We start from the raw sequence: 11965 nt of genomic DNA on the forward strand, positions 1-11965 counted from the left end.
AGTACACCCCTAAAGCGTTGTTAATCTGCGATAACCTGTCTGAATCGGGCGGCGCCACTGCGCGGCCCGAAGCGGGCAGTTATCAGGAGAGCCGATCCTTAGCCTTGTAATACAGGCCCGCTACCGGCAGGAACCACGGTTTCCCAAAGTAGCCGGGAACCGCGGGCCAGCTGCTGCGCTGCCACGGATTGTTGTTGGCCTTTTCTGCTACCAGGTCGGCCATCACCCGCCCCATCCACACTGACATCTGCGTACCGTGACCGCTGTAGCCCAGCGAGTAGAACACCCCTTCGTGTTCCCCCGCGTGCGGCAGGCGGTCGGCGGTCATATCCACCAGCCCGCCCCAGCAGTAGTCGATCGGTACATGACCGAGGGAAGGAAACATCTTCTGCATACCGGCCTTCAGTACATCACCGCTGCGGGCATCGGAGGTCGGGCTGCTAATGGCGAAGCGTGCACGGCCGCCAAATACCAGACGACGGTCGGCGGTGGTACGCATGTAGTTGCCCAGATTCAGCGAGGTCACATAGGTGCGATCGCCCGGCAGCAGGCGGTTCAGCACGCGTTCTTCCAGTGGGGCAGTCACCACGACGAAACTGCCCACCGGAATAATGCGGCGCTGGAACCACTCAAACGGACCGATGTTGGAGCAACCGGTCGCCATCAGCACTTTTTCCGCCACAATGTCGCCCTTCACGGTACTGACACGGTGGCGATAACCGTTAAGACGGGTCAGTCCGGTCACCGCAGTGTGCGGATAGATGGCTGCCCCGGCGCGCGCGGCGGCTTCCGCCAGCCCGACGCCAAATTTACCCATATGCATCTGGCCGCCGTGCTGCTGCAGTAGGCCACCGTGAAAATCGGGTGAATCTATTTCACGCCGCACATCGTCGCGGCTGAGAATTTCCACATCCTGGTCAACATGGCGCTTCATCATCTCGCAGGCTGCGACCAGCGACGGCAGATGCGATGCTTTGCTGGCCAGCTTCAGCTTGCCGCAGCGGCGAAAATCGCAGTCGATCTGCTCATCCACCACCACGCTCTGCACGTAGTCCACGGCGTCAGCAAAGGCGCGATAGTAGCGGGTCGCCTGCTCAACGCCCTGGCTTGCCACCAGCGCAGAAAAGTTCTGCGCCACGCCGGTATTGCAGTGGCCGCCGTTGCGGCCCGAGGCCTGGCTCATCACCTGCCCCGCTTCCAGCACCACCACGTTAACGCCGCTGCGCGCCAGATTCAGCGCGGCAGAGATGCCGGTAAAGCCTCCGCCAATCACCACCACATCCGCCGTGGCCGGTAAGTCGCCAACGGTCGCACCGGTAAACTCGGGTGCGGTTGCCTGCCAGAATGATTCCAGTTTCATCGCCTGTTCCTCTGTGCCTTACAGCCCTACAACGCCCGGAAGACCGCCAATATCGCTGATTTCGGTGTATTCATAGGCCGGGTTGGCCGGTCCGTGCCCGCGGTTAACGAACACTTTGTTTTTAATGCCCAGATCGTAAGCGGTCATCAGGTCGTAGCGCAGGCTGCTGGAGACGTGCAGGATCTCTTCCGGTCCGCAGTTCAGCTTGTTGAGCATGTACTCAAAGCCTTTCATCTGCGGCTTGTAGGCACCTACTTCTTCCGCCGTGATGGTCATGTGAATTGGTGCACCCAGGCGCGGGATGTGGTTTTTGATCAGTTCATCGGTGGAGTTGGTCAGCAGCACCAGCGGGAATTCCTTCGCCACTTTCGCCAAACCAGCCGGGACATCAGGATGCGGACCCCAGGTGGCGCAGGCCGTCATAACCGCGTCGCAGTCGGCCTGGGTGCATTCCACGCCCCACTTGTTTGCGGTGCGGAACAGCGCGTTTGCTACCACCAGCGGATAGAGCTTGAAGGCACCCAGCACTTCATCCATACGGTAAACGGAGAAGTCGTCGGTGAACGCCCTCATCTGCTCCGGGCTGATGCGATCGGCGAAGATGGCGGCGGCTGCACCGGCCATATCGAAGTTGATCAGCGTGCCGTAGCAGTCGAAGGTGATAAATTTCGGTTTGAACACAGCCATTACGCTACCTCTTCAGAGTTCGGTGTTGAGTTAAGGGTTTCAGAAGTCGATCAGCACGCTTTTATAGCGCTGGCAGGCTTCAAACGCCTGGCGACCTAAATCCTTGCCAATGCCGGAGCCGTGGAAGCCACCGGTTGGAATAATGAAGTCGCCGGAGCGACCGTAGCGGTTGATCCACACCGTACCGGCGGCGATTCCGCGCATCGCGCGCAGGGCGCGGTCAATATTTTTGGTATGTACTCCGGCGCACAGGCCGTAGGTCGGATGTGATGCCAGCGCCAGGCCTTCGGCTTCGTCGTCGAAGATCTGCACGGTCAGTACCGGCCCGAAGATCTCTTCCTGCACCGCCGGGTTATCGTTGCTGACGGCGCTGAGCAGCGTGGGCTGCCAGAAGTAGCCTTCGCCGGTGTCGGCAAAGCGTTCACCACCAACCAGCACTTCGGCACCCTGCTGGCGCGCGCTGCTGACCACCGAGGCCACTTTCGCTGCCTGGCGGGCATCAATCATCGGCGCGTAGCGGCTGTTCTCATCCCAGGTCACACCGGGACGGAAGCACTGGCACAGTTCGATCAGTTTGCTGACCAGCGCATCGGCGATACCGCGCTGGACGATAAGCCGTGTACCGGCCACACAGGCCTGGCCGCCGTTGGCGGTAAAGCCGCGCAGAATACGTCCGGCGACTTCATCAATATCGCCCGCGTCGTCAAACACCAGCTGCGGGCTTTTGCCGCCCAGCTCAAGGGTCACCGGCTTCATGCCGTTAAACGCGGCGTCGCTCATAATGCGCGCCCCGGTGGCGGTAGAACCGGTAAAGGAGACTTTGCGCACCAGCGGGTGGGCGACCAGCGCGCTACCGGTAACAGCACCGCCGCCCTGCACGATATTCAGTACGCCCGCAGGCAGGCCCGCCTGCACGGCCAGCTCGGCCATACGCACGGTAGAGAACGGCGTCAGCTCGGACGGTTTCAGCACCACGGCATTTCCTGCTGCCAGCGCCGGGCCGCATTTCCAGGACGCCATTGACAGCGGGAAGTTCCACGGGGTAATCGCCCCGATCACGCCGTAAGGTTCCGGCACCAGCATGCCAAGGCTGGCATCGCGGGTTGGCAGCACATCGCCGCTGTACTTATCGGCACATTCGGCATAGAAGCGAATGGCTTCGGCGGTAAACGGGATTTCATGGTTAATCACGTCGCTGATCGGGCGGGTCGATCCCAGCGATTCCAGCTGCGCCAGCTGGGTGTCGCTGGCGATCAGGTCGGCCCAGCGCCGCAGTACCGCACCGCGCTGGCGCGGCGGGCAGCTGGCCCAGCCGCTTTCGCGCACCGAGCGATCCGCAATGCTGACTGCTTCATCCACCTTCTGCGCGTCGGCTTCATACAGCTGCCCGGCAGGCAGGCCGTCGGAAGGACGATTCACCAGCAGCGCACTGCCTTCTCCGGCCTGATGCTGGCCGTTAATGTAGTGCCCTGCGGGTAATGCTATTTTTTCCGGGTCAAAACTTAGCATGTTGAATCCTTATTCAGATCGGGCCGGAAGATTATTTATCGGCACCTTATCTGGCTGGCTGACTAACAATGTTTTCGGCTTTGGTTATTCGCCTTTGTATTAAGTAATGCAGAAAGTATGCCAGTCAGCTAAAAAATAAAAATGCGTAAAACAGACGTCAAAAAAATTTTGTGCCGTAATAGCGGGGTATTTTTTACAGTTAAACCGACTATTTAAATAGATGATTTTCATCACAAAATGAACGCACCATGATGGTGATTCTGGTACTAAAACTGCACCAGAGAAGAGCAGAGACAATATTGATTTTGATTAAGTGATAGCCATCACAAATAAAAAAGCCCGCACCATTTTGGGGTGCGGGCTTCGTCGAAGAATTTAAAAAAAAGTATTTACAAGCTGCCGAAATGGAACGCCTTGGATTCCAGATATTCTTCAATACCGTAACGGGAGCCTTCGCGGCCTATTCCCGAGAGTTTAATGCCGCCAAACGGCGCAACCTCAAGCGAGACGGAACCTGTATTAAATCCGACCATTCCGAATTCCAGCGCTTCGCCCACTCGCCACGCCCGGCGTATATTTTCGGTGAAGAAGTAAGCACCCAGACCAAATGGCGTATCGTTCGCCATATTAATCGCTTCCTCCTCCGTATCAAAAATAAACAGCGGTGCAACCGGGCCGAAAGTTTCCTCATGGGCAATACGCATTTGCGTGGTGACGTCACCCAGAACCGTTGGCGCAACAAAGGTGCCATCGCCGCTGCTGACGCCGCCGGTCAGTACCGTCGCGCCGAGCTGTTCGGCATCGGAGATATGGGCATTCACTTTTGCTACCGCCGCCGCATTGATCAGTGGGCCGATGGTGCTGCCGTCGGCGAAGCCGTCACCGACCTTCAGCTTCGCCACCTCGGCCAGCAGACGCTCCACCACCTTTGGATAAATGCCGCGCTGCACCAGGATGCGGTTGGCGCAAACGCAGGTCTGACCGGCGTTGCGGAACTTGCTGATCATAATGCCGCTGATGGCGATATCGAGGTCGGCATCGTCAAAGACGATGAGCGGCGCGTTGCCGCCCAGCTCCAGGCTCAGGCGCTTGATGCTGTCAGCGCTCTGCTGCATCAGCAGCTGGCCCACGCGGGTGGACCCGGTAAAGGAGATTTTCCGCACCGTGCGGCTGCCAGTCAGCGTTTCGCCGATCTCTTTCGGCAGGCCGGTCACCACCTGCAGCACACCTGCCGGAATACCGGCCCGCTGGGCCAGCTCAACCAGCGCCAGCGCCGACAGCGGCGTCAGTTCGGAAGGTTTGACGATAATCGGGCAGCCCGCCGCCAGTGCCGGTGCGACTTTACGGGTGATCATCGCAATGGGGAAGTTCCACGGCGTGATGGCCGCCGCGACGCCTACCGGCTGCTTCAGCACCAGAATACGGCGATCTTCGCTCGGCGCGGGAATGGTATCGCCATAGATGCGGCGCGCCTCTTCGGCAAACCACTTGACGAAACCGGCACCGTACAGCACTTCGCCTTTGGCTTCCGCCAGCGGCTTGCCCTGTTCAGCGGTCATGATCACCGCCAGATCGTCAGCGTTATCGAGGATCAGCTGATGCCATTTCTCCAGCAGCAGCGCGCGGGAGGCATTGGTGGTTTTGCCCCAGCTTTTGCGTGCCGCTTCCGCATAGTCAATCGCCCGCTGAGTCTCTTCGGCACCCAGTGCAGGGATGGTACAGAGCACTTCACCGCTGGACGGGTTAATCACCGGCAGCGTTTCACCATTAATCGCGCCCTGCCAGGCTCCGGCATAAAAGGCCTGCTGGCGCAGCAGGGTGGCGTCCCGTAAACGTGATGCAAACATGGCAACTCCTGAATAGGTTATCGATCCTCTGTTATCCAATGTAGCGGAGAGCGAGCAATATATGCTGCGCTATGCGGCGCAGGGATACGCCCGGAAAAGGGTTTTCGATGGCGAAACGAAATTTTATGCCGTGGGCGAATTTCGCCATGGCCGGGCGACAATCAGCGCCAGCAATACCATCCCGGCGGCCAGACCAAAAGTGACGCTCAGCCCGCGCGAAGCCGCATCCACCGCGGGAAGATCCCGCCCCACCGTGGCATAAACTGTCGCCATCAGCCCTGCACCGGCGATAAATCCCAGATTGCGGCTCAGATTCAGCATGCCGGAAACTCGCCCGCGCCGCGCCGGATCGGCCCCTTTCAGCAATGCGGTATTGTTGGCGGCCTGAAATAACGCATAACCTGCCGTCAGCAGCATCAGTCCGATGGCATAGCCGCTGCGGCCCATCGCCTGCGGCAGTTCGGTCAGCAGCCCGCATCCGGCCGCCACCGCCAGCAGGCTACACGCGGTGGCTCGGGGCGAACCAATGCGATCCACCAGCTGCCCGGCGGGCAGACCCGTGGCTACGGCAACCAGCGGCCCCAGCGCCATCAGCATACCGCTCTGACGCGGGCTGAGATACAGGCCAGCGGCAAGATAAAACGGCCCAACCACCATCGTGGTCATCATCACCGCCGCCACCACCAGGCTGAGCAGCAGCCCGGCAATCAGCGCCCGCTGGCGCAGCAGCGGATTCAGCTTACTCCCCGCCGTTGACGGTGAAGGTGGCATGACGCCTGCATCAGCCGTTGCGCCTGAACGATCTATGGCTGCCGTGTCTGCTGGCATTACCGATGCCGGACTTCCGGCTTTCGCGGTGGTTACTGCTGCGGTTTCACCTGCCTTGTCAGAAGCGGAACCCTTCGGCGACAGCAGACTGTGCCGGATCAGCAACCACAGCAGCAGGCCGGGCAGCAGATTAATCAAAAACAGCGCCCGCCAGCCAAACGCCGCCACCAGCACGCCGCCAAACGCCGGTCCCATCGCGGTGCCGAGCGCCGACAGCGATCCCATCACGCCCATTGCCCGCCCGCTGCGATCGGCCGGAACCACCTGCACCACCAGCGCGAGGCTGTTCACCAGCATGATTGCGCCCCCCAGCCCCTGGATCAGCCGCGCGGCAATCAGCCAGCCGAGGTGACCGGCCAGCCCGCAGGCCAGCGAAGCTAAAGTGAACAGCAGCACACCTGCGGCCAGCAGTCGCTGGCGGCCAAAGCGATCGCTCAGCCAGCCCATTGCCAGCACCGAACCGGTCACCGCCAGCAGGTATGTCAGTACCACCCACTGGACCTGGGAAAACGAGGCGTGAAAGAACGCCGCAAGCGCGGGCAGGCCGATGTTGGCGATGCTGCTGCTCATAGAGGAGAGCATGGTGGTCAGCGCCAGCGCGCAGAGCGCGGCGGATGAATAAGGTGAAGATTGATAACAGGTCTGGCTCATGGATGCCTCTCCATATTGATTTACCCGCAGCCTAAACCCGTTGCTGATAAGGCGGAAGATGCACGAATTGCAGGTTATTCGTGCATGTAACGCCATCTCATTGTTGCGCTGTGCTAACATCAGCGTATGAGCAAACCCGATCTGAACCTCCTCTTTACCCTCAATGCGCTGCTCAGCGAAGGCAGCGTGGCGGCCGCCGCACGCCGATTGCAGCTCAGCCCCTCCGCCATGAGCCGCTCGCTGGCACGTCTGCGGCAGGTGACCGGCGATCCGCTGCTGGTGCGCGCCGGACGCGGGCTGGTGCCAACGCCGCGCGCGCTGGAGCTAAACCAGCATATTGCCCGCCTGGTCGATGAGGCGGAAGCGGCGCTGCGCCCCGCGGCGGCGCTGGATCTGGCGACGTTGGATCGCATTTTCACCCTGCAAACCCGTGATGGCTTTGTGGAAAACTTTGGCCCGGCGCTGGTTGCCCGCGTACGCCGGGAAGCACCCGGGGTGCGGCTGCGCTTTGTGCCCAAGCTGACCCGCAGCAGTCAGACGCTGCGCGACGGCAGCGTCGATCTGGTCACTGGCGTAGTAGACGCCGAAGCCGGGCCGGAACTGCGTACCCGTCTGCTGTTTGAGGATCGGCTGATTGCGGTGGTGCGGGAAGGCCATCCGCTGGCGGACGTTCCGCTGACCGTGGCGCGCTATGCCGCAGGGGAACATATTTTGACCGGGCGCAGCGGTGAGCTGAAAGGCAGAGCGGATGAGGCGCTGGCAGCGCTGGGCCTTGAACGGGATATTATCGCGATTGTTGACGGTTTTTCCGCCGCGATTGCGCTGGCGCGGGGATCGGATTTGATTGCCACCGTGCCGTTGCGCTACACGCAGAACCTGCGCCACGGCACCGTCATCCTGCCCCTTCCCCTCCCGCCGCTGACCATGAAAATATCGATGATCTGGCATCCGCGAATGGATGGCGATCGCGCACACGCCTGGCTGCGCGACTGCCTGCGGGAAGTGTGTCATGCCGAAGACGTTACGATCGGTTCCGGACCTCGATAGCCTGCTTCAGGCTGGCGGCATGGAATGCGCGATCGATGGCAGCATCTTCACAATAAACCTAGCCAACAGGGCAGATCGCACACCTGTCCATTGTTGCCTGCGGCAGGCTGACCCATACTGAAACGCACGTTCGAACGCAATCAACGCGATAACTTAACGTTAATGCATTAAATAAAAGGATGAATATGACTGATTCTAAAAAAGCATTGATCGTCGGCGCTTCACGCGGCATCGGTTTGGGTGTGGTGGACGTACTGGTAAAGCGTGGCTGGCAGGTAACGGCAACAACACGAGGGGCGGTTCCGGAAAAGAGCCCCGCAGCGGTGGAATGGGTCACACTGGACATCAATCAATCCGCAGCCCGGGAAGCGGTCAAAAACACGCTTTCCGCCCACCATTTTGATCTGATATTTATCAATGCAGGCGTGTTTGGCCCCGACCATCAGGACATTCATCAGGCGAGTGATGAAGAGATTATTCAGCTGCTGTTAACCAATGCCATTTCCCCCGTTCGCACCGCGGCTGAATTTATCCCGCTGCTGAATCACCGCACCGGCGTGCTGGCGCTGATGACCTCTGAACTTTCCAGCCTCAACGAGAATGAGATCGCAACCTATCCGCTCTATTCCGCAAGTAAAGCCGCGCTGAATATGCTGACTCGCGGGTTGCAGGAAGCGACGGAGCAGCAGGAGCTGACGCTGTTGTCCATTCATCCGGGTTGGGTGAAAACCGATATGGGCGGCGAAAATGCCACGCTGACCGTAGAAGAAAGCGCCACCGGGATTGTCGACCAGTTTGACGCCTACCGTGGCAAAGGCGGCCACCATTTTGTGGAATATTCCGGCCGTAAACTGCGCTGGTAAATGTGTACTGCCGCCACACAGCCTCCTGCGGGGATTTTCGACAGTAGCACAATTCGGAAATCCCCAATATAATCAGCCCACTCATTCACCTACAGACTACATAAGGAGGATTGCCATGCTGACCCGTGAAGTTTTTTTAATTTCACTCGTCCTTAGCGATCGTCACCGCTCAAGCGTTACCGGTATCGTGCTGCGATAACCAGCTTGAGCGAAGCTGACTGACAATCTGAGAACTTCCCTCCGGCTTACCGGTTATCGTCGGCTTTATTGACGAGAGGCATCTCTTTGCCTGTAAAACTTGAGTAAGCACCATGACATTATTATCTGCACAATCCTTATCCTTCGATAACGCTTTCGGACCTTTGCTGACCGAGATTTCGTTCGGCCTGAAGAAAGGCGACCGCATCGGGCTGATCGGCCATAACGGCTGCGGAAAAAGCACCCTGCTGAAAATCCTTAACGGAGAACTGGCGGCCCTGTCCGGTACGATCACACTGGCAAACCACTGCATTATGGCAACGGTAGAACAGCATCTTCCTGCGGCATTGCACGATGCGACGCTGATCGATGCGGTACAGAACCATTTGCCCGGCAGCCTGCATCAGCCGGAACGCTGGCAGGCCGAAGTGCTGCTGGCGACGCTGGGCTTTGAGGAACATAGCTGGGCGCTGACCGCCGGAACGCTCAGCGGCGGGCAGCATACGCGGCTGATGCTGGCACGTGCGCTGATCCGTCAGCCGGATTTACTGCTGCTGGATGAGCCGAGCAACCACCTGGACCTGCCCACCCTGCTGTGGCTTGAGCAGTTTCTGCAAAACTGGAACGGCAGTTTTGTTCTGGTTTCCCACGATCGCAGCCTGCTGGACAGCGTCACCAACTGTACCTGGATTCTGCGCGACAACCGGCTGCAATTTATCCGTCTCCCCTGCTCCCAGGCGCGCCGGGCGCTGGCGGAGAAAGATGCGGCAGACGCACTGCGCCGCCAATCCGAGCAGAAGGAGATTGACCGAGTAACCAGAAGCGCCAAACGGCTGGCCATCTGGGGCAGCGTTTACGACAACGAAGGCCTGGCGCGTAAAGCCAAACAAATGGAAAAGCAGGTCGACCGGATGAAGGAAGAGCAAACCGATGTCACCGCAGGCAGTCAGTGGCAGCTGCGGCTTCGCGGTGAAGCCTTACCGGCGGATCGCGTGCTGGCATTTTCTGGCTTTAAGGTGCGGCCAGCGCCGGGCGCGCCGGTGCTGTTCGAAGTCGGTGAGCTCCGGGTGAAAAGCGGTGACCGAATTGCGCTGGTCGGCCGTAACGGCTGCGGAAAATCCTCGCTGCTACAACGTCTGTGGCAGGCATATTGCCGAATGGAAGCCGAGAGTGATGGGGTGATTTTCCATCCCAAAGTGCGTACGGGGTATTACGACCAGAGCCTGCAACAGCTTCAGGATGAGGACACGCTGTCGGATGCGCTGGCAAACTTTGCGCCGCTGACCGAAGAGCAGCGGAAAATGGCGCTGATCGGTGCCGGTTTTCCGTATCTTCGCCATCAGCAAAAAGTCAGCACGCTGAGCGGCGGCGAGCGTTCAAGGCTGCTGTTTATCGGGCTGACGCTGGCGAACTACTCGCTGCTGCTGCTGGATGAGCCGACCAACCATCTGGATATGGAAGGGAAAGAAGAGCTGGCGGAAACGCTAAAAACTTTTAGCGGTGCGGTACTGCTGGTTTCTCACGACCGGATGCTGATTGAGCAGAGCTGCAACCGATACTGGCTTATTCATCAGCAGCGGCTGGCGGAGTGGCACAGTCTGGCGCCGGTTTACGCCCTGCTGGCCGATACGCCGGTGCCGGATTCCGCAACGCCAGAAAAAACACCGGTGGCCGCGGCCGTCATTGCCACGAACGAAGAGGAACACTGGCTGACAGCGCTTCTGGAGCTGGAAAGTAAACTGGCAGAAGATCGGGCGCGCAGGCCCAGACATCAGAAACCGGAATTACAGCAGCAGTGGCAACGGCAAATCGCTGAACTGAATGCTCTTCTGGGGCTGGATTAGCGGTTGAGCTGGCGGTCGCCCTGCTCTGGTATTCGCGGATGGAGGGCGCTCGTCCGTTCTGGCATCGACGCCTGGAGGGCGATCGCGCACACAAGTGGCTGCGCGATGCTCTTTGGGCAGTCCGTACCGCCGAAACGGCGGCGGTCAGATCTGGAAGTCGATAGCCGGTTCTTCTTCGTTGCTCAGTGCCAGCGCCTGGCGCTTGATCTCTTCCAGTGAGAGATTCGCGTTGCACAGCTCCAGGAACTGCCAGACGTAGTTACGCTGCAGCTGCCCGCGCTTCAGGCCCAGCCAGACGGTGTTGGACTCGAACAGATGGCGCGCCTCAAGGCGAACCAGATCCGAGTTTTCATCCAGCTGGCAGGCCTGGTCGGCCAGGATGCCCACACCCAGCCCAAGCTCAACGTAGGTTTTCACTACGTCGGAGTCCTGGGCGCTAAGGACGATATCCGGCTTCAGGCTGGCGGCATGGAATGCGCGATCCACCCGCGAGCGTCCGGTGATCCCCTGCCGATAAGTGATCAGCGGATAGCGGCTGAGGGTCGCCAGCGTTAACGGCTGCTGCTGGATCAGCTCGTGGCCTTTTGGCACCAGCAGCGCATGGTGCCAGCTGAACCACGGGAACGCCGCCAGCGCCGGATTATTCACCACCTGCTCACTGGCGATGCCGATATCGGCCTCGCCGGCGACCAGCATGGAAGCAATCTCCTGTGGCGATCCCTGATTCAGCTCCAGCCGCACGTGCGGATAGAGTGCGCGAAACGCCTTAATCACTTTCGGCAGGCTGTAGCGTGCCTGAGTATGGGTAGTGGCGATAGTCAGAACGCCGCTGGATTCGTTGGTAAACACGTCCGCCAGACGGCGGACTTTGCCTGCCTCATCGAGAATGCGCTCGGCGATGGTCAACAGCGCTTTGCCGGGTTCGGTCATCCCCAGCAGGCGTTTTCCCCGGCGGATAAAAATCTCTACCCCCAGTTCATCTTCCAAATCGCGAATATGGCGGCTGACTCCTGACTGAGAGGTGAACAGCGCGTTAGCCACTTCGGTGAGATTAAACTCGCAGCGTGCCGCTTCCTTAATGATTTTAAGTTGCTGAAAATTCACGCGCTTTCCTCCCTCTGTTATTTGCTG

General features: G+C 59.5%; 9 protein-coding genes. 3 read left to right on the forward strand and 6 right to left on the reverse strand.

Going from position 1 to position 11965, the window contains the following annotated elements; genetic code table 11:
* Positions 1 to 82 precede the first annotated feature (82 nt).
* From OMR58_RS11290 to OMR58_RS11310, 5 genes are all read right to left on the reverse strand, one after another.
* The gene (locus tag OMR58_RS11290) at positions 83 to 1360 is read right to left on the reverse strand and encodes an NAD(P)/FAD-dependent oxidoreductase (RefSeq protein ID WP_200560775.1); all 1278 of its coding nucleotides are present in this window, start codon (positions 1358 to 1360) and stop codon (positions 83 to 85) included.
* Between the two features lie 18 nt (positions 1361 to 1378).
* Entirely contained in the window at positions 1379 to 2047 is a 669-nt protein-coding gene (locus OMR58_RS11295; protein ID WP_200560774.1) for a haloacid dehalogenase type II, read from the reverse strand.
* 39 nt (positions 2048 to 2086) lie between these two features.
* Positions 2087 to 3556 (reverse strand): aldehyde dehydrogenase family protein, encoded by a 1470-nt coding sequence (locus OMR58_RS11300; protein WP_105594836.1) that lies wholly within the window; start codon positions 3554 to 3556, stop codon positions 2087 to 2089.
* Between the two features lie 389 nt (positions 3557 to 3945).
* Positions 3946 to 5403 carry an NAD-dependent succinate-semialdehyde dehydrogenase gene (locus OMR58_RS11305; protein ID WP_200560773.1) on the reverse strand — a complete coding sequence of 486 codons (1458 nt, stop codon included), beginning with the start codon at positions 5401 to 5403 and terminating at the stop codon, positions 3946 to 3948.
* Between the two features lie 123 nt (positions 5404 to 5526).
* Positions 5527 to 6882 carry an MFS transporter gene (locus OMR58_RS11310; protein ID WP_264545950.1) on the reverse strand — a complete coding sequence of 452 codons (1356 nt, stop codon included), beginning with the start codon at positions 6880 to 6882 and terminating at the stop codon, positions 5527 to 5529.
* Between the two features lie 126 nt (positions 6883 to 7008).
* Here OMR58_RS11310 and OMR58_RS11315 point away from each other — a divergent pair, with 126 nt between their 5' ends.
* From OMR58_RS11315 to OMR58_RS11325, 3 genes are all read left to right on the forward strand, one after another.
* A complete protein-coding gene (locus OMR58_RS11315; protein WP_264545951.1) occupies positions 7009 to 7929 on the forward strand; it encodes a LysR family transcriptional regulator in 921 nt (306 codons plus the stop codon).
* Positions 7930 to 8114: 185 nt separating this feature from the next.
* Positions 8115 to 8792 carry an SDR family oxidoreductase gene (locus OMR58_RS11320; RefSeq protein ID WP_200547920.1) on the forward strand — a complete coding sequence of 226 codons (678 nt, stop codon included), beginning with the start codon at positions 8115 to 8117 and terminating at the stop codon, positions 8790 to 8792.
* A 311-nt stretch (positions 8793 to 9103) separates the two neighbouring features.
* Positions 9104 to 10834: an ABC-F family ATP-binding cassette domain-containing protein gene (locus OMR58_RS11325; RefSeq protein ID WP_264545952.1), complete on the forward strand. Its 1731-nt coding sequence runs from the start codon at positions 9104 to 9106 to the stop codon at positions 10832 to 10834.
* A gap of 144 nt (positions 10835 to 10978) precedes the next feature.
* Here the strand turns inward: OMR58_RS11325 and cbl are convergent, their stop codons facing one another.
* On the reverse strand, positions 10979 to 11938 hold the full coding sequence (gene cbl, locus OMR58_RS11330) for an HTH-type transcriptional regulator Cbl (RefSeq protein WP_200547918.1): 960 nt from the start codon (positions 11936 to 11938) through the stop codon (positions 10979 to 10981).
* Positions 11939 to 11965: the final 27 nt, after the last annotated feature.

Source organism: Erwinia sp. INIA01, from assembly GCF_025947915.1.
GTDB lineage: Bacteria > Pseudomonadota > Gammaproteobacteria > Enterobacterales > Enterobacteriaceae > Erwinia > Erwinia coffeiphila.